Here is a 17,871-nt window from a genome sequence, read left to right on the forward strand (position 1 = left end):
ATTTTAAATAGAGAACCCAAAGATATTCTATACGACACTTCATGTCGTATGACTTACGCCAGTCGCTTATATCCTCGTCCTGAACGGCGAGGTTTTACGCTCCAATAGATAAAAACTTATCCTATTGTTAAAGGACGATGCTAATATATTGCACAATTTTTAAGAGCGAATATAGGGAATTTATGAGTATACCTCAGTCTTTGCTTGATCAATCGATCCACATCAATATACAACAAGCATTACAAGAAGATGTGGGCGATGCAGACATCACTGCCCTACTCACACCTGAAGATGAGCAAGCGACTGCAACGATCATCACACGTGAAACGATGGTTTTAGCGGGTCAACCTTGGGTAAATGCTCTGATTCAAGCTTATGATCCAAATGTACAAATTACATGGCTTAAAAATGATGGTGATCTCGTCCAAGCCAATGAAATATTATTTAAACTGGCAGGTTCAGCACGTAGCCTACTTACTGTAGAACGTCCAGCGCTCAACTTTGTACAAACATTATCGGCGGTAGCCACCAAAACTGCCGAGTATGTCAAACAACTTGAAGGCTTAAACACTCAATTACTCGATACACGTAAAACCTTACCGGGTCTTCGTATTGCACAAAAATATGCCGTTGCAGTGGGTGGTGGGAAAAATCATCGTTTGGGTTTATTTGATGCCTTTTTAATTAAAGAAAATCACATCATGGCAGCAGGTGGCATTGCACAAGCGATTGCTAAAGCACATCAAATTGCACCGAATAAACCAGTCGAAGTCGAAGTTGAAACATGGGAAGAACTCAATCAAGCACTTGAAGCCAAAGCCGATATTGTCATGTTAGATAATTTTAGCCAACAGCAAATGATTGATGCCGTTAAACATGTTGCAGGACGCTGTAAATTAGAAGCATCGGGTAATATTACCATTGAAAATTTACGTGAAGTTGCAACTTCAGGTGTAGATTATATTTCAATGGGCGTACTCACCAAAGATGTTAAAGCCGTTGATTTATCTATGCGTTTTAATGATTAACAGACAATAATTCGAACATATTCCCTCTTTTAGTTATTTAAAGTAAAAGAGGGAATAAAATAGTATTTTGATTACAATTTAAGCGCCTTAAAACTTTCAAAACCTATCCCTCAAGCCTATAATTGCAAGCCTTCTCTTATCAAGCTTAATCTCTGCAAATGAAGACTTTAAGACAACAAGTCCTTTTTTTAATTGTGGCTTTTGTATCTGTATTGGCTTTTTTTCTCTATCAAGAAAATATTCAAAGGTTTTGGGCTTTACCCGAAGCTTATCGAGAATTACGCCTTTATAAATATGGTTTTTCTGTTTTTTTAAATTACGCACTGATTAGCCTGATTTATCTGGTTTTTAGACGAACTTTTGCCACAATTTTAGTCAGTCAGTTTTTAATTTTTATGCTGACCTTTATCAATGTGAAAAAAGAACAGTACTTGTCAGCAAGTCTTATTCCTAGCGATTTTTTATTAGCAAAAGAAACATTAATTGCTTCGCCTTTTTTATTAAAAATTACTTTTTTTACAGGTTTACTGCTTTTTATTGCCTTAATGTTTTGGCTATATCGTAAAGAGCAAACTGAAAAAAATACCCTACTTTGGGCAAATGCAGTTTTATCTATTTCAATTCTGAGCTTTTTTATTACGGCAAATTTTAGTAATAATTTTAGTCAGGTATGCTCAGGCGAGCAAAAACCAAGTTTATGTAAATATCGTATGTACTTACCCAATACACGTGGAGATTGGGTAGGCGATCATATGAATATTAAACAATTAGGTTTTAGTGCTTTTTTCTTTTCAAAAACAGTTGATGATATTAAAGCCAAAGTTTCAAATACTGCGACAATTCCTGAAGCTAGAATTCAAAATATCTTAGCAACATCAGAAGCTTTAGCTGAAAATAAACCTCAACACCAAGCAGACCCAGAAAAATTATTACCGAATATTATTTTTGTCATGAGTGAATCTCACTGGGATGCAACTCAGCTCGACAAGAGTATTCCTAAAAATATTACCCCCACCATTCAAAAAAATCAGGTCAGCAAACTACTCTCCCCTAGTTTTGGTGGTGGTACAGCCAATGTCGAATTTGAAGTCTTAACCAGTTTAAATACTTATTTAAATCAGAATCAGTTGGCTTATGTTGCAAAACTAAAACGTCCAATGTATTCATTACCGATGTATTTAAATAGCTTGGGTTATAACACGACAGCCATGCATAATAATGGTAAATATTTTTATAACCGTAGCAGTGTTTATCAAAATTTAGGTTTTAACCAATTTACTTCAATTGAAAATATGGTGAGTGCTGCTGATCGTGGTAAATATATTAATCAAGCAGGTTGGGCAAATGACGATTTAATTTACAACAGTATTCAACAACAACTCAAACAACAAGATCGACCACAATTTATTTATGCAATTAGTGTTGAAAATCATCCGATGTATAATGATGATCGTTTTGGAGCCAATAATTTTAATATTAGCAAATCTGGTATTTCAGATGCTTCCAAACGTGCTTTAAATACCTATTTGTCTGGTATGCAACGTGCCGATCAACATTTAAAAACTTTGCTTGAATATACCAAACAATTAGAACGCCCAAGTATTGTAATTTTCTTTGGTGATCACTTGCCTAACTTACAAAATGTTTATGATGAATATAGCTTTTGGGGTTCAGAACAAGCCAAAACCGAGAAAAATGATGTGCGTTTTTATGAAACACCTTTAGCCATTTGGAGCAGTTTTCCAATCAACAAAAAACAATGGGCAGAACCGTTTATTCCTGCACATTTTCTTGCACCACGTGTTTTAGCAGCAGCGAATATTCCGCTGTCACCCTATTATAAATTTATCCAAAAAGTGAATACTTGCTATAGTGCTATCCATAAAACAGGCAATTACACCACTCAACATTGTGATAATGCTGTACAGCAATTGCAAGATTATAAAGATTTAAACCTAGATATTTTAGATGGTAAAAACTTTAGTTATGAAAGTTTAAAATCAAGCCTACAACAGCAAGATTAAAATGAATTTATGCAAAGTGCACTTTTCTACTCAGCCCTCTAAATCAGTCTGCTTGCTTTTGTTGGGTTGAGTCGATTGGGTTTTTTGGGTTTGTAATGTCTCATCTGAGTTTTCTGCCTGTGGTGCAATTGTCATCAACACAAAAGTAACGACCATCAAAGCAATAATTAATAAACTCATAAAACCTCAAAACTTTATCTTTTATGATCTACAACACTAAAAGATAAACATGACATTTTTTTAAAGATTTGGTTGTATCTTCAAGGTGGTCTATAAGGAAAAATGTAAATTTAAGTTTTTATTTTATAGTGAAGTTAAAAATAAGGCATTTTTCAACCATGTAATGCCTTATTTTTAAATATAAAACTACCCATTAAACCCCATATAAGGATCAGAGATAGAATCTTTGTTATTTTCAATACGTCCCGCAAAACGACGACTATAACGAGAATCTGTTGGCATACTTACCGTAAAATCATACCATCCGCCAAATTCTGTCATATCCAAAATTAACTCTTGCTCTGTCGCATTTGTTTCAATTTCCCATGTTTTATTGGGCAAATAGGCATTGGCTGTGACGCGCAATTTTGTTGCTTTAGCAGCGTCATTTCTGACTTTTAAATAGAGCTTATAGCTACATTCTTCTACGCATACACGTATTTCAGGCAAACTTTCTGTTTGAGCATTTTCAGTTAAATCGCCAATAAAAGCACGATGAAAACCATTTGCTCCCAACACCCACAAATCATATTGTCCATTTAGAGTATGCCAAACATCTTCTAACTGTTTGCCTGCTTCTACCATATAACGCTTTGGAATTGCAGTTAAATTTAATTTGTCATAAACATGGAATACTGCTGCTTGCGTACCTGTGTTAGAGAACATTAATTTTACAGTTTGTCCTAACACATCTACTTTTGCACTGGTATGTAAAATATAAGGTAAAGCTTTAGAAGGACGAATGCCTTGTTCTTGCACAGGAAATAATGCATCAATTGGGCGTACCACTTGAGGCAATGCAGCTTGTGTCTGACGAATCGCATCAGCTTGCTCTTTACTCTTTTTGCCTGCTAACTCAGGTAGAGCAGAGATATTTGGTGTTTTAAAATTAAATGCACTAGTTAAATCGCCACAGACTGCGCGACGATATGGGCTGATATTTGGTTCTTTGACGGCAAAACGTTCCTCTAAGAAACGAATCACAGAAGTATGGTCAAAGACTTGAGAATTCACCCATCCACCACGACTCCATGGAGAAATGACATACATAGGGACGCGAACACCTGGTCCATAAACACGACCATCAGGTTGAGGTTGTGATTTTGAATCCGCAATTGCTTTATGGTCAAAATACTCATACGAAAGCTGAGCATTGGTCAGAGTCGTTTTACCCTGTAATTGTCCTGTTTCATTACGAGAAGGCGCACTTGGTGATGGCATATGATCGAAGTAACCATCATTTTCATCAAAATTCACCAAGAGTACAGTTTGGCTCCAGACGTCTGGATTCTCAGTTAATGCATTTAATAGCTCTTGAATATACCATGCACCTTGTACAGGGCTTGAAGGTCCAGGGTGTTCACTATATGTCGCTGGTGCAACAACCCAACTGACTTGTGGTAATTTCTTTTGTGCAATATCGTCTTTTAATGCCGCAAAAAAACCACCATCTGGCATTGTATTGGCAATGCCTTTATATAAAGGCTGTGTTGCATCAATTTTTTCATCATAAGCTGGGCTAATGACATCACTATTACTGACAGGTTGCCCTGACAATTCATTCGCACGACGATATTGTTTAAAACCCGCCAGTGGATTATCGGTAAAATTATCTGGCATGCCTTGATAAACTTTCCATGACACACCTGCCTGTTGCAAACGTTCAGGATAAGTTACCCAATCATAACCTGCACTTGAAGGACCAAGACCATCAAATTCATTGACCACACTCGCAACATTTGCACCTGTAGGTCCATTGGTTCCTGTCCAAATAAATTTTCGATTTGGGTTTGTTCCTGCATGCATCGCACAATGATACGCATCACACAAAGTAAAAGCATTTGCTAAAGCAAACTGAAACTCGACTTCAGCTTTTTTAAAATATCCCATCGATTGAGGTTGTTTATGCTTCACCCAATCGCCCATACGTCCAGCGTCCCACGCATCTTGTCCATCTTTCCATGAATGTGGTGTGCCACTGACACGTTGAGCATTGCCTAAACGACTATCTAAATGATAAGGCAATACTTTATTCTGATCTTTATCATATTGCTGCCAAACTTTACGCTCATTTGACAGTGGAATAGTAAAGCGATCACCAAAGCCACGTACACCTTTTAAGGTACCAAAATAGTTATCAAATGAACGATTTTCTTGCGTTAAAATAACGACATGTTTGACATCTTGAATTGTACCTGTTTCTACCTTGGCATCAATTGCGAGCGCCTTTTGAATACTCATTGGGAAACTTGCTAAAGCTGCCGCACCAAACATTGTTTTACTTGTATTTATTAAAAAATCACGACGATTCATCTTCAATATCCTTAATTTTTATTATGGTGCACAGTGCATTTTACAATTTGACACAGGTGGATTTGGCGTTTGGCTTGAATCACTGTCATTATCGTCGTTACATCCACTGAGCATTAAACAGCAGCTTGTGGCTAAAATTAAAAATAAACTTTTCATTGACCATTTCCGTATTTCAAAGAAGCTGTTAGTCAATACAAAGCCCATGACAGTTTGGTGATGCTTTGGTTTCAATTCCATTAAGCTTTTGAATGGACAATAAAAAACGCATCCGAAGATGCGTTATATATTCAGGCTAAAAAGTGCTTACCAACCCAAAGCTTCTTGTTGTTTTTTCACTAACTCTTGGATACCTTTTTCAGCCATTTCTAGCATTGCATTACACTGTACACGTGTAAATGGTTTGTCTTCGGCTGTACCTTGAATTTCAATAAATTCACCAGCTTGGGTCATCACAACATTTAAGTCGGTTTGACAGTTTGAATCTTCTTCATAGCAAAGATCGAGTAAAACTTCATCTTTATAAATACCAACAGAAATTGCAGCAACAAGCCCTTTTAATGGATCTTGTTTAATTTTTTTCTGTTCAAGTAGAATATTCATCGCATCAATAAGTGCAACTGCTGCGCCAGTAATCGATGCTGTACGTGTGCCGCCATCCGCTTGGATCACATCACAGTCAATCGTAATGGTATTTTCACCCAGTTTTTTCAAATCCACCATCGCACGTAGGCTACGACCAATTAAACGTTGAATTTCTTGAGTACGACCACTTTGTTTACCACGTGCTGCTTCACGATCACTACGTGTATGTGTAGAGCGCGGCAACATACCATACTCAGCAGTCACCCAGCCTTGCCCTTTTCCTTTTAAGAAACGTGGTACTGAGTTATCAATACTTGCAGTACACAACACTTTTGTATGACCAAATTCAACCAATACAGAACCTTCTGCATAACGCGTATAATTACGGGTAATTTTCACATCACGTAATTGATCTAATGTACGTTGGTCGATACGCATAATTCGTCCTAATGTTGACTAAAATAATTGTGCATAAGTATAGCAGATGCAATCAAGATGGTTTTGTTACAAGTAAGTGTTTTTCAACGAAACAAGATGTTATAGTGCCAGTTTGTTGTGATGTAAATCAACCAAATTTGCTGTTTTTATTTTACCTTTTTTATTATTTTTCATGAATAATCATTATTTTTAAAATAATAAAATGTTAAATACATCACATTTTAATTTAAAATAAAAAATATTAAAAAAATTCAGAAAACTCAAATATATTTATACAAAAAATTATATTTAAATTTAACAAAATTCAGGTTTAAGACATTTTAAATTGAATATTATTTTTTACAAATATTTATATATTTTTGATATAGAAGTCGTTGTTTTAAAAAAATCAATCTTTTATTTTAAGTTTAAATACATTAAATTTTCAAACAATTAAATATAACCAATAGTTGAAATGATTATTTTTGAAATGAGCTTAATTCAAGGAATAGATGAGCCTATTAAACATCTCTATTTTCAGAATAATGAACATACACGAAAGAGTTTTATTGAAAAAATCGAAATCATGATTTTTGAAGAACTCAAGTCAAGTTTGAAAAATCTTAAAAACCAAGATTTAATTAATTTCTATAATGATATTTATTGCGAAAGCTATAATTTATTATTAAAAATGCAAAATAGTTTTATTTCTTCTGGTACTGCCGAATATGAATTAAACTATTTACATGTTGAAGAAAGATATATCGAAACAGTTTAAATAACGATGGAATAGTTTTTTACACTATTCCATAAAAGTAGCGCCAACATGCAAATGTTTAAGCAAAAATTCCTTTCACCTTTGCCAAAGATTGTGTGATTTTAGTGGTCATATTATTCGGTAGAGAACATTTGGTTAAACGTACCCACACACTACCAAACTGCTGAAAAAAATTCGCTTCATTGTAGTTAATGCCATACTCAGTACATAAAGCCTGAATTTTCGGTGCCACTTCTGCATAACGATTGGCAGGCATATCTGGGAATAAATGATGCTCAATTTGATGGCTCAAATTACCACTTAAAATATGTAGCCATTCTGCTCCAGTAAAGTTACTTGAGCCACGAATCTGACGTAAATACCATTCAGCACGCGTTTCATTTTCAGTATTGTCTACTTCAAACGTTTCTGCATCTTCAGTAAAGTGACCATTAAAAATCACCGCTGAAGACCACAAACTACGGATCACATTAGCAATCGCATTGCCCGCAAAAACAGGCAAAGCATTTGGACCTGCAATCACAGGAAAAAATACATAATCTTTTAAAATCTGACGACGCGCTTTCTTACGAAATTTGCTTGCATCTACCCAAACTTGCTGCCAAGTCTTGGTTTTATAAATCAAAGCATCTTCCAAATGCAGATTTTGCACACCGACATACCATTCAAAAAACACCATCAACTGAATTGCCAACGGAATATTGAACAAGAAACGAGGTTCCCACTTTTGCGACTCACTCACACGAAGCAAACCATAACCGACATCATGGTCTTTACCGACAATATTGGTATAGGTGTGATGCACATAATTATGGGTATATTTCCAATCATCGCCTGTCGCCATGGTGTCCCAGTCATAATTTGCACCATTCAAACTTGGATCATTTAACCAGTCAAACTGACCGTGCATCACGTTATGACCGAGTTCCATATTTTCCACAATTTTGGAAATACCCAATAAACCTGTACCCATCACCCAAACAGGTGGAATCCAACCGCCAAACATCAACATAGCACGAGAAGCGATCTCGCTATAACGCACAAAGTTACGGATTTTATAAATATATTTAGCATCTTGCTCGCCCAAATTTTCCATCACTTCACGACGGATTTCATCCACACGGCGACCAAATTCTGCTGTTTGTTCAGGGTTTAAATGTTTTGATTTACTGTTTGAAAAATTCACTGACATATTCATTATTTTTACTCCTGAACAGTCCAATTTTTAAGGACTGTTACTAAATTTTGGCAACAATTTCCCTTTAGCAAGATTGGGTCTGCCGAAAAATTGTTTACATCTTTTAAATGGGTTTAAAGATATTGATGATTTAGAAATATCTGCAACTTAGAGATTGATCACCACAGGACTCACTGCTTGGCTGATACATAACTTAATTTGTGTATTGGCATCATGATTGATCTCACCTGTCAGCATATTTTGGGTTGAACCACTGACTTTCGTACAGGTACAGGTATTGCACATGCCCATACGACAGCCATGTGTCGGTCTTAAACCTGCTTTTTCGGCACTTTCAAGCAAATTTGATTTCGCTTCAAACTCTTGCTGAGAACGTATAAAAGTCACAGGTTGCGCTTCCAAACTTTCATCTACAGCAATCTGAAAATACTCTTGCTTTAAACGCTCACTGATATTCAAATCTTGAAAAATATCATTGGCACTTTGCATCATGGTTGTAGAACCACAGACATAGCTTTGACGTTGTTGAAAGTCAGGTACTAAACTATCCAATAGCTCTACGGTTAAATGCTTTTTCTGCTGTAGAGTATTGATATAGTGATAATTAAACTGTGAATTTTGTTGATAAAGCTGTTCTAAATCTGCATGAAATGCTTCATCACGACTAAAATAAATCACATCTACAGCACGATTTTCGTCTTTTAAAGCCGCCAATAAAAGTGAGTAAATTGCCGTGATGCCACTGCCTGATGCGATCAATAACAATGGCGAAGTATGATTTTCTAAAACAAAATCACCTTGGGTTTGTGATAATTCTACAATGCTACCAAACGCTAACTGTGTCAGGACATTTGACACTTTGCCTTGTTGTTTCACTGCAATGATAATGTCACCATTTTCAAGTAACTTCACTATAGAATAGCTACGCTGTTCTCGTACTCCTGCAATTTCCACAGTCACCAATATGCTTTGTCCTGCCTTAAATTGTCGATGCTTAAAATTACGATTTGGGCGTAATTGGATTTGATAAAAACCAATACTTAAGACACGAATTTTAATGATCGTCGCTTTGATCTTTTTCCATGCCCAAACAGGATTAATTTTTTCGGCGATAAAATCGACAAAATCCTCACGGATCCATTCAGGATGATACTGCTCGTCTTGCACTGTTGCGATATAACTCATAAACGTTCCTCTTTGTGCTTGCTATTTATTGAGTGAACAAGTGTTCTTTTAGTGAACGTTTGTAAGCTATACTTATTTTTAATTTCAGTCAACAAGTGTTTACTGACATTCGTCGTTTAATTTCCCTTTATTTTTGATAAACTCATCACAATCAATTTCTTCGGATAACAGCATGTCGATACGGGATGAGCGCAAACAACAAAGTCGTCAGGCTTTACTTGATGCTGCCTTGACACTCAGCACATCAGGTCGTTCATTTTCGAGTATTAGTTTGCGTGAAGTTGCACGAGAAGTAGGTTTAGTTCCAACCGCTTTTTATCGACATTTCCAAGATATGGAAGAGTTAGGCAAAGAGTTAGTTGATCAAGTTGCTCTTTACCTTAAAAATGTTCTCCATCAACTCGGACAAGGTCTGGCTTTGCCTGAAGCGAAAACTCAAACAACAATGGACTCTTTTTTCGAAGCTGTAGAGCAAAATCCACAACAATGGATTTTCATGATCGCTGAACGATGGGGAGGATCAAAAGCTGTACGCCTTGCCATTAATCGCGAAATTAATTATTTAACTGAAGATTTAACCAGCGAATTAAAAAAATTAGAATTTTTTGAACATTTTCAAAATAGTCAGGACTTACATGTTTTAACAAGTTTATTGATTAACTCATCATTTACTTGGGCAATGTCATGGCTTAGCCTGAGCCGCCAATACTCAGATCTTGAATTAGAGTCACAAAAAATGATGTTTAAAAAACAATCCGTGACACAAATTCGTTTAATTTTTAGAGGCATTTTAAACTGGGAAAGTAGCCGTATTTAAAAACTTAAATTTGCATTGTTTTCTGAAAAATTCTGACAAAAAAAACCTACATAATGTAGGTCTTTTTTTGTCATGTTAAATTATTTACGTTCTTTATTAATTAAGTATTCAACAACTTGAACTACTTTTTGATCTTCACCTTGTACAACATATTTGCCATTTACCACAACTGCTGGAACACCACTTAATTGATATTGTTGAGCAAGTTTATTGGCTTGTGAAACTTTGGCAGTAATTGCAAATGAATTATACATGCTATTAAATTTTGCTTCAGGTACACCATATTTAGTAAAGAACTTAGCAAATTCATCTTTTTGTAAAATTTGCTGACCAGTACCATTCGCATGGAATAACGGTAAATGTGTACGTTTACGTACGCCTAATGCTTCAGATACATAATATGCACGTGCACCTTGTTCCCAAAGTTTATTCATTGCTGCTGGTGTACGAATAAAATTCACATCACTTGGAATTTTTCTTAGCCATGCTTGCATATGAGGTTCTAACTTAAAGCAGTGTGGACACCCATACCAAAAAAATTCACGTACTTCAATTTTACCTGCAACTTCAGGTTTACCAGGGTTTTGTACTACGGTGTAATCTTTACCTGCAACAAAATCAGCCGCCATTGCATTTGCAGAAAATGCCATAACCATTGCAGTCATGCCACCTAAAATAAATTTTTTCATTGACTTTATTGTCCTCGAACTCGTTTTGTATAGCTTATGCACTCACTATAAAACAATTATGGGAAAATCGTTTTCCTTCTGTGAAGTTTTTTACACGATTCATCGCTTTTTTCATAATTAACGGTACACTAGCATAATTGAACTTAATTTTTGATTAAAACAATTTATTCAGAGGTGACGAATATGTCGCAACTTAATGTTGATCCACAGGAAATTGCTAAATTTGAAGCGCTTGCTGCATTATGGTGGGATCAGCACTCTGAGTTCAGACCCTTACATCAAATCAATCCACTTCGTTTAAACTGGATCGATGAACGTGTAGGCGGTTTATCAGGTAAAAAAGTACTTGATGTTGGCTGTGGTGGTGGAATTTTAGCTGAAAGCATGGCGCGTCGTGGTGCAGATGTACTCGGTATTGATATGGGTGCTGCGCCTTTAAATGTGGCACGTCTACATGCTGAGCAAGAAAATGTTCAAAATATTGAATATAAACAAATCCCTGTGGAACAACTCGCAGAAGAACAAGCAGGTCAATATGACGTTGTGACTTGTATGGAAATGCTGGAACATGTACCTAACCCTGCATCTATTATTCAAGCCTGCCAAAAATTAGTTAAACCCAATGGGCAAGTATTTTTCTCAACCATTAACCGCAATCCAAAAGCCTATTTATTTGCCATCATTGGTGCGGAATATGTACTTCGTCTTTTGAAAAAAGGCACGCATGATTATCATAAATTTATTAAGCCTTCTGAACTTGCACATGACATCCGTACCTCAGGTTTAAAACTCAAAGATATGACAGGCTTACATTATAATCCATTGACTAAACACTACTGGCTTGCACCAAATGTCGATGTGAATTATATGGTTTATACAGTCAATGAAGGTGTCTAATGCAAGCAGTTCTATTTGATTTAGATGGTACATTGATTGATACAGCAGCAGACTTTATTCGCATCATTCAAGAGATGTGCCGTGCAGAAGGACGTGCCGTTGTTGATGCAGATCTGATTCGTACTCAAGTATCTGAAGGCGCTCGTGCCATGGTGAAATTGGTTTATCCTGAACTTGAAGTGGATGATCCCATTTTTTTAGCGCATCGCCAACGATTTTTAGATTTATATGGCGCTGATATTGCAGTAGATACAGATTTATTTACAGGCATGTATCCACTTTTGGCAGATTTAGAAAGTCACCATATTCCATGGGGTATTGTCACCAATAAACCACGTGGATTAAGCGAAGCTTTACTCAAAGCACTTGATTTAACTGAGCGCTGTGCAGTTCTCGTTTGTCCTGAAGATGTCAAACAAACAAAACCTGATCCTGAACCGATGTATCTTGCTGCAAAACACTTGAAGATTGATGAAAAACAGATTATTTATGTAGGTGATCATCCAAGAGATATTGACGCAGGTCGCAATGCAAAAATGTATACCATTTTAGCAGCGTATGGTTATCTACCCTTGCAACACAAAGATAATTTAGCAGCATGGCAAGCAGACCATATTGTCAGCAATGTTTCTGAATTACATCAAGTGCTCAATAAACTGGTGGGTATTAAACAACACAGCGTAACTTAAAAATCATCATAAATAACAAAGATTAGGAGGTCTCCCATGAAATATTCAGAATATCAACCTCGTTCAGACTTACTCAAAGACAAAATCATTTTGATCACAGGTGCAGGGGACGGAATTGGGCGTGCTGCTGCAATCAGTTATGCACTGCATGGTGCTACAGTGGTTTTACATGGTCGTACGCTGAATAAGCTTGAGGTCATCTATGATGAAATTGAAGCTTTAGGAGCACCACAACCTGCAATTTTACCCTTACAACTTTCTTCAGCTTCAGCACGTGACTATGAGCTTTTAGTAGATACACTGGAACAGCAATTTGGTCGTTTGGATGGGATTTTGCATAATGCAGGTATCTTAGGGGAGCGTGTTGAATTGGCACATTATCCTGAAGAAGTTTGGGATGATGTCATGGCTGTTAATTTACGTGCGCCATTTATATTAACTCAAGAGTTATTACCTCTATTACAAAAATCTGAACATGCTTCTGTGGTATTTGCAAGCTCAGGTGTTGGTCGTGAAGCACGTGCAGAATGGGGCGCTTATTCTGTTTCTAAAATTGCCATAGAAGCTGTCAGCCAAATTTTTGCTAAAGAACGTACTTATCCAAATATTCGTTTTAACTGCATTAATCCAGGTGGAACACGTACAGCAATGCGTGCCAAAGCCTACCCTGCTGAAGATCCAAAAACTTTACCTACACCAGAAGCGATTCTTCCTGCATATCTTTATTTAATGGGAGATGACAGTCTTGATATGAATGGTCAAAGTATTGATGCACAAGACTAAAATTTAGTATTAAGTTTTGAATGAGTTGCTAAAACTCATTCAAATACGTCTTTCTACAGCACATTATTTAAAATCGCTTTACCCAATCAATATTACAATAATATTCAGTTTTCCAAATCAAAAGATCTGATTTATCCTTTTTCCAAGCTCAATTTTATGGCAAGGAACTACACATGACAGATCAAAAACTTAAAGTTGAAATGATTCGTTCTATTGAAGAATTGCAACTTCCAAATGAACTCATTGATGCTTTAGATGATGTAAAACTGGCTGAAAATGTCAGCACTGCCTTAACTTATTTAAAAAATATAACGCAACAGTGGCATTAATTTTTCTGTCATTTAAAAGATAAGCAATGATAATTTAGTGTGATCAATTCACTTATTTTCATAATTTCTTACATCTTTATTGAACTCCGTCACAAATTTTAAATTTGCTTTTAACCCTTATTTAACAAGTCTTTCCAATTTGAGCTTTTATCATTAACAGAAATATGTTCTTATTATGTCTGCATTTTTAAATGAAAAACTGAACTTTCTTCACAGTTTCTCTGCAATTTGACAGTACATTAGTGATGTGAAAAACAACACTTCAAAAAAGCGAGGGCTCCTATGAAAAAGATTTTAGCGATCATCGCCATTTCTTTATCAACACTGATGAACATGCAAATCGCCAGTGCAGGACCTCATTTTGACAATGATCGTGGTTATGAACGTGGTGAAAAAGGCGACCGTGGAAATCGTGGGCGTAATGCACGTGACTATGATGACGATGATATTCAAGAAAAGCGTCGTGAACGTGAAGAACGTGGTGTAAAACGTTTGCAACAACACAAATGGCAAACAGGTTATGTCATGCCGCAACATTATCGTGGTAATAGTTATAAAGTCGATTATAAAGACTCGAATCTTCCAAAACCGTCTCGTAATCAACAATGGTACAAAATTAATAACGACTATATTTTAGTTGATTCAGACAGTAATAATATCGTGAATATTCGTGGGATGTGATCAACATCTATTGACCATCTCGCAATGCTTATCATAATAAAACAGCGTACACTTTGCATGTACGCTGTTGCTCAATGCCATAGATGTGACTCAGTGCCTCTGCGGTTTATGCAAGTCAATCCAATACATTAATGGATGCTGTTCAATAAAAGCGAAAGGAATATCAATCTTCCAACCTTGCTGATTATATATTCGCACATGGGGTTTTCCTAAAATATCTAAATGACGATATTTCGTAATCTCATGAAAATAAATCGTCCGATCCCTTCCAACACCTCGATTATAAACAACACAATTTTCATGCAATTCGATATACCAATTACGTGCCAAAAATAAGAAAGTATTGGCAAGAAAAGCAAATAGCCCACAGATGACCCATGCAGCAATCTGCTGATTTTTTTCCACATGCCCTGTTAAAATCCAAATTGCAATTGCGCCTGCAGCTATTACCAATAGGATGAAAAAAACTTTTGTGTGTTGACTTATTTCTAGGCGGTTATGACTGGGCGTTTGATAACGGAACAAGTGACGCATGATTTGAAAGAAATAAATACTGATGAGACTGGTGAAAAAAGTAATCAAAAAAAATTTTATCGTCATAATGATCTTCTCTTTATTTTTTTATCTGTCTTAAATTTTACATCAAGCGTTGAAAATACTGATCTTATTTTTAACATAAAACAATATTTGCTTTTTATTCTCCATCAAGTCTTCATACATTTCACAATTCAACTCAATAGCACTCACCATTTATCTCAAATTGTTGAGTAAATTGATTCTATCGAAGGAAATCAGCTCTATTCAGGTGAATCAAATGAAAAGTGTACTCACAGCAATCGCATTATCTTTAAGCGCACTCGTTGCAACATCTGCAATGGCTGCACCAAATGACTATCATCGTGACCATAACAATCGTTACCAACAAAATCATTGGGATCATAAAAATGATCACCGTTGGAACAACGATAATCGTCATAACAATCAACATAACAGTCAATATAACAACCAGCATAATAATCGTGTAAATCCAAGTCGTGAATGGCGTTCTGGGCAGTATTTACCAAGCCAATTTAGCTCATCACGTTATCAGGTAAATTATAAAAATTATCGCCAATTGCCAAAACCGAGCAAATACCAACAATGGTATAAAGTAAATGGTGACTATGTATTAGTGAATGAACGAAATAATCGTATTATTCGCATTATCGGTTAAAAATTAGAATTTCTAGAAAACCCCATACAGCCCAATTTATATTGGGCTTTTTCTTATTTTGATAATTTAAATATATTTATGGATAAATATAACGTTTTTTAAATACATATTTTCAAATTTACTTCATTGTTTCTCTATATTTTTCACGTAAATTTAACTCATCGAAAGGCACAAACATAAGGTTAGGCAGAGTCAATGAAAAGTTTAGTTAGCGCAATTACATTATCATTAAGCGCACTTGTTGCAACATCTGCAATGGCTGCACCACAAGATCATTCACATGCTACACATACATCTCACAGCAGCCAAACGCATCAACAAACTGTAAAACATAATACCCATACACAGCATGCACAATCACAACAACAATCGTGGAAAACAGGCAATGCCTTCCCAAGTCAATATCGTAGTGCTGGCTATAAAATTGATTATAAACAACATAAAAACTTGAACAAACCGACCAAACATCAGCAATGGTATAAAGTGAATGGTCAATATGTATTAATGAATACGACAAATCATAAAATTGTCAAAGTTGTTCGTTAAACTCAAAAATCTCTCCCAACACCTTATATTTTTAAAAGACATAAGGTGTTTTTTTATGGTTCATATACCGAAGTGATTTTTTTTGTTTAGAATTGCAAATTGAATATGACCTATTGAGATGGCTTACATGCAAACTGACATTTTAGAAACTTCACAAAGCACCACCCAACAATATGTGCATTGGTTTCGTCATTCTGCGCCTTATATCAATGCACATCGTGGCAAAACATTTGTGCTCATGTTTGCTGGTGAAGCGGTTCTACATGAGAATTTTCAGCATATTATTCATGATATTGCGCTCTTACATTCACTTGGAATTCGCCTGATTCTTGTTTATGGTGCACGTCCACAAATTAATGCAAATTTAAAAGAAAAGCATATTCAAAGCCCAATTCATATCAATCGACGTGTGACGACACGCGAGTCTTTACCTGCGGTGATGAACGCTGTTGGTTCTATTCGTTTGCAAATCGAAGCGCTACTTTCAATGGGTTTAGCCAACTCTCCGATGTTTGGTGCACGCATAGATGTGGTTTCTGGTAACTTCGTAACAGCAAAGCCGTATGGCATTCGTGATGGTGTGGACTTTCAACTGACTGGTGAAGTCCGCAGCCTAGATACCGAAGCTATCCAACGGCATTTAGACAGCCAAAACATTGTTTTACTGGGTCCTACGGGCTACTCCACTACAGGTGAAGTCTTTAACTTGTTAGCAGAAGAAGTCGCAACCAAAACAGCGATTCATATCAAAGCCGATAAATTGATTTTTTTAGGCAATCAACAAGGTTTATTAGATGAACACGGACAATTATTAAGAGAGATCACACCGCATCAACTCGATCAACATATTGAAAAATTCCAAGATTCTAATTTTGAAATCGCACTCCATTTACATAATGCCAAGGAAGCTTCGCTCAAAGGCGTACATCGCGTTCACTTACTGTCTTATGCCTATGATGGTGCGTTAATTGAGGAATTATTCACCCGTGATGGTCACGGCACCATGATCACTGATGCACATTATGAAGAAGTGCGCATGGCAAATATTGGTGATGTTGGTGGCTTAATCAACCTCTTGCGTCCACTCGAAGAAGAAGGCATTTTGGTCTATCGTTCACGTGAACTTTTAGAAAATGAAATTGATCAATTTGCTGTGATTGAACGCGATGGTACGATTCTCGCTTGTGCTGCGCTCTATCCAATTCCTGCAACAGAAAATGAAATTCAATCTGCTGAAATAGCTTGTGTTGCTGTGCATCCAAGTTATCGCAAGTCCAATCGTGGCAGTCAAATTCTGCATTTTCTTGAAGAAAAAGCACAACAACTTGGAATTCAACAACTGTTTGTACTCACTACGCGTACTGCACATTGGTTTATTGAGCATGGTTTCTCTAAAGCCAGCGTTGACGACCTCCCTTCAGCACGCCAAGCTTTGTATAACTATCAACGTAACTCTATGGTTTTTAAAAAGCGTATTTCTTAA

Annotated in this window: 19 protein-coding genes; 12 read left to right on the forward strand and 7 right to left on the reverse strand. The window is 36.2% G+C overall.

The window, feature by feature from the left end:
* Window positions 1–182: 182 nt before the first annotated feature.
* Both nadC and HX124_RS16245 read left to right on the forward strand, forming a co-directional pair.
* On the forward strand, window positions 183–1,028 hold the full coding sequence (nadC, locus tag HX124_RS16240) for a carboxylating nicotinate-nucleotide diphosphorylase (RefSeq protein ID WP_286384149.1): 846 nt from the start codon (window positions 183–185) through the stop codon (window positions 1,026–1,028).
* A gap of 158 nt (window positions 1,029–1,186) precedes the next feature.
* Window positions 1,187–3,052, forward strand: a complete 1,866-nt coding sequence (locus HX124_RS16245) for an LTA synthase family protein (protein ID WP_286384147.1) — start codon at window positions 1,187–1,189, stop codon at window positions 3,050–3,052.
* A 30-nt stretch (window positions 3,053–3,082) separates the two neighbouring features.
* On the opposite strand, the gene HX124_RS16250 is transcribed toward HX124_RS16245, so the two are convergent.
* The 3 genes from HX124_RS16250 to rph all read right to left on the reverse strand — a co-directional run bounded on the left by HX124_RS16250 (window position 3,083) and on the right by rph (window position 6,604).
* Window positions 3,083–3,232, reverse strand: a complete 150-nt coding sequence (locus HX124_RS16250; protein ID WP_286384146.1) for an ABZJ_00068 family colistin stress protein — start codon at window positions 3,230–3,232, stop codon at window positions 3,083–3,085.
* Between the two features lie 186 nt (window positions 3,233–3,418).
* Entirely contained in the window at window positions 3,419–5,584 is a 2,166-nt protein-coding gene (locus tag HX124_RS16255) for a phosphocholine-specific phospholipase C (RefSeq protein ID WP_286384145.1), read from the reverse strand.
* 303 nt (window positions 5,585–5,887) lie between these two features.
* On the reverse strand, window positions 5,888–6,604 hold the full coding sequence (gene rph, locus HX124_RS16260) for a ribonuclease PH (RefSeq protein WP_107009160.1): 717 nt from the start codon (window positions 6,602–6,604) through the stop codon (window positions 5,888–5,890).
* Between the two features lie 469 nt (window positions 6,605–7,073).
* On the opposite strand from rph, the gene HX124_RS16265 reads away from it, so the two are divergent.
* The gene (locus HX124_RS16265) at window positions 7,074–7,361 is read left to right on the forward strand and encodes a hypothetical protein (protein ID WP_116746701.1); all 288 of its coding nucleotides are present in this window, start codon (window positions 7,074–7,076) and stop codon (window positions 7,359–7,361) included.
* 58 nt (window positions 7,362–7,419) lie between these two features.
* Here the strand turns inward: HX124_RS16265 and HX124_RS16270 are convergent, their stop codons facing one another.
* The gene (locus HX124_RS16270; protein WP_502872840.1) at window positions 7,420–8,559 is read right to left on the reverse strand and encodes a fatty acid desaturase family protein; all 1,140 of its coding nucleotides are present in this window, start codon (window positions 8,557–8,559) and stop codon (window positions 7,420–7,422) included.
* 147 nt (window positions 8,560–8,706) lie between these two features.
* Window positions 8,707–9,744, reverse strand: a complete 1,038-nt coding sequence (locus HX124_RS16275; RefSeq protein ID WP_286384144.1) for a flavin reductase family protein — start codon at window positions 9,742–9,744, stop codon at window positions 8,707–8,709.
* 172 nt (window positions 9,745–9,916) lie between these two features.
* Between HX124_RS16275 and HX124_RS16280 the strand changes: the two genes are divergently transcribed.
* Window positions 9,917–10,561, forward strand: a complete 645-nt coding sequence (locus tag HX124_RS16280; RefSeq protein WP_286384143.1) for a TetR family transcriptional regulator — start codon at window positions 9,917–9,919, stop codon at window positions 10,559–10,561.
* Between the two features lie 80 nt (window positions 10,562–10,641).
* On the opposite strand, the gene HX124_RS16285 is transcribed toward HX124_RS16280, so the two are convergent.
* Window positions 10,642–11,250 (reverse strand): thiol:disulfide interchange protein DsbA/DsbL, encoded by a 609-nt coding sequence (locus HX124_RS16285; protein ID WP_107009165.1) that lies wholly within the window; start codon window positions 11,248–11,250, stop codon window positions 10,642–10,644.
* 183 nt (window positions 11,251–11,433) lie between these two features.
* Here HX124_RS16285 and ubiG point away from each other — a divergent pair, with 183 nt between their 5' ends.
* From ubiG to HX124_RS16310, 5 genes are all read left to right on the forward strand, one after another.
* On the forward strand, window positions 11,434–12,147 hold the full coding sequence (ubiG, locus tag HX124_RS16290; RefSeq protein ID WP_286384142.1) for a bifunctional 2-polyprenyl-6-hydroxyphenol methylase/3-demethylubiquinol 3-O-methyltransferase UbiG: 714 nt from the start codon (window positions 11,434–11,436) through the stop codon (window positions 12,145–12,147).
* A complete protein-coding gene (locus HX124_RS16295; RefSeq protein ID WP_107009167.1) occupies window positions 12,147–12,836 on the forward strand; it encodes an HAD family hydrolase in 690 nt (229 codons plus the stop codon). Before ubiG ends, HX124_RS16295 begins: the two co-directional genes overlap by 1 nt.
* A 36-nt stretch (window positions 12,837–12,872) precedes the next feature.
* A complete protein-coding gene (locus tag HX124_RS16300) occupies window positions 12,873–13,619 on the forward strand; it encodes a YciK family oxidoreductase (protein ID WP_107009168.1) in 747 nt (248 codons plus the stop codon).
* 173 nt (window positions 13,620–13,792) lie between these two features.
* Entirely contained in the window at window positions 13,793–13,948 is a 156-nt protein-coding gene (locus HX124_RS16305) for a hypothetical protein (RefSeq protein WP_286384141.1), read from the forward strand.
* Window positions 13,949–14,230: 282 nt separating this feature from the next.
* Window positions 14,231–14,629, forward strand: a complete 399-nt coding sequence (locus HX124_RS16310) for an RcnB family protein (RefSeq protein ID WP_107009170.1) — start codon at window positions 14,231–14,233, stop codon at window positions 14,627–14,629.
* Window positions 14,630–14,719: 90 nt separating this feature from the next.
* On the opposite strand, the gene HX124_RS16315 is transcribed toward HX124_RS16310, so the two are convergent.
* Window positions 14,720–15,229, reverse strand: a complete 510-nt coding sequence (locus HX124_RS16315) for a hypothetical protein (protein WP_286384140.1) — start codon at window positions 15,227–15,229, stop codon at window positions 14,720–14,722.
* A gap of 214 nt (window positions 15,230–15,443) precedes the next feature.
* Here HX124_RS16315 and HX124_RS16320 point away from each other — a divergent pair, with 214 nt between their 5' ends.
* The 3 genes from HX124_RS16320 (at window position 15,444) to argA (ending at window position 17,871) form a co-directional block, all read left to right on the forward strand.
* On the forward strand, window positions 15,444–15,842 hold the full coding sequence (locus HX124_RS16320) for an RcnB family protein (RefSeq protein WP_286384139.1): 399 nt from the start codon (window positions 15,444–15,446) through the stop codon (window positions 15,840–15,842).
* 195 nt (window positions 15,843–16,037) lie between these two features.
* Window positions 16,038–16,388 (forward strand): RcnB family protein, encoded by a 351-nt coding sequence (locus tag HX124_RS16325; protein WP_286377979.1) that lies wholly within the window; start codon window positions 16,038–16,040, stop codon window positions 16,386–16,388.
* Window positions 16,389–16,515: 127 nt separating this feature from the next.
* Window positions 16,516–17,871 (forward strand): amino-acid N-acetyltransferase, encoded by a 1,356-nt coding sequence (argA, locus tag HX124_RS16330; RefSeq protein WP_286377980.1) that lies wholly within the window; start codon window positions 16,516–16,518, stop codon window positions 17,869–17,871.

The sequence above is a fragment of the Acinetobacter sp. 226-1 genome (assembly GCF_030329325.1).
GTDB lineage: Bacteria > Pseudomonadota > Gammaproteobacteria > Pseudomonadales > Moraxellaceae > Acinetobacter > Acinetobacter sichuanensis.

Excerpts from the sequence above, each read along its gene's own strand:
- nadC (WP_286384149.1), top strand. The coding sequence starts at position 183 with ATGAGTATACCTCAGTCTTTGCTTGATCAATCGATCCACATCAATATA.
- HX124_RS16245 (WP_286384147.1), top strand. The coding sequence starts at position 1,187 with ATGAAGACTTTAAGACAACAAGTCCTTTTTTTAATTGTGGCTTTTGTA.
- HX124_RS16250 (WP_286384146.1), bottom strand. The coding sequence starts at position 3,232 with ATGAGTTTATTAATTATTGCTTTGATGGTCGTTACTTTTGTGTTGATG.
- HX124_RS16255 (WP_286384145.1), bottom strand. The coding sequence starts at position 5,584 with ATGAATCGTCGTGATTTTTTAATAAATACAAGTAAAACAATGTTTGGT.
- rph (WP_107009160.1), bottom strand. The coding sequence starts at position 6,604 with ATGCGTATCGACCAACGTACATTAGATCAATTACGTGATGTGAAAATT.
- HX124_RS16265 (WP_116746701.1), top strand. The coding sequence starts at position 7,074 with ATGAGCTTAATTCAAGGAATAGATGAGCCTATTAAACATCTCTATTTT.
- HX124_RS16270 (WP_502872840.1), bottom strand. The coding sequence starts at position 8,559 with ATGAATATGTCAGTGAATTTTTCAAACAGTAAATCAAAACATTTAAAC.
- HX124_RS16275 (WP_286384144.1), bottom strand. The coding sequence starts at position 9,744 with ATGAGTTATATCGCAACAGTGCAAGACGAGCAGTATCATCCTGAATGG.
- HX124_RS16280 (WP_286384143.1), top strand. The coding sequence starts at position 9,917 with ATGTCGATACGGGATGAGCGCAAACAACAAAGTCGTCAGGCTTTACTT.
- HX124_RS16285 (WP_107009165.1), bottom strand. The coding sequence starts at position 11,250 with ATGAAAAAATTTATTTTAGGTGGCATGACTGCAATGGTTATGGCATTT.
- ubiG (WP_286384142.1), top strand. The coding sequence starts at position 11,434 with ATGTCGCAACTTAATGTTGATCCACAGGAAATTGCTAAATTTGAAGCG.
- HX124_RS16295 (WP_107009167.1), top strand. The coding sequence starts at position 12,147 with ATGCAAGCAGTTCTATTTGATTTAGATGGTACATTGATTGATACAGCA.
- HX124_RS16300 (WP_107009168.1), top strand. The coding sequence starts at position 12,873 with ATGAAATATTCAGAATATCAACCTCGTTCAGACTTACTCAAAGACAAA.
- HX124_RS16305 (WP_286384141.1), top strand. The coding sequence starts at position 13,793 with ATGACAGATCAAAAACTTAAAGTTGAAATGATTCGTTCTATTGAAGAA.
- HX124_RS16310 (WP_107009170.1), top strand. The coding sequence starts at position 14,231 with ATGAAAAAGATTTTAGCGATCATCGCCATTTCTTTATCAACACTGATG.
- HX124_RS16315 (WP_286384140.1), bottom strand. The coding sequence starts at position 15,229 with ATGACGATAAAATTTTTTTTGATTACTTTTTTCACCAGTCTCATCAGT.
- HX124_RS16320 (WP_286384139.1), top strand. The coding sequence starts at position 15,444 with ATGAAAAGTGTACTCACAGCAATCGCATTATCTTTAAGCGCACTCGTT.
- HX124_RS16325 (WP_286377979.1), top strand. The coding sequence starts at position 16,038 with ATGAAAAGTTTAGTTAGCGCAATTACATTATCATTAAGCGCACTTGTT.
- argA (WP_286377980.1), top strand. The coding sequence starts at position 16,516 with ATGCAAACTGACATTTTAGAAACTTCACAAAGCACCACCCAACAATAT.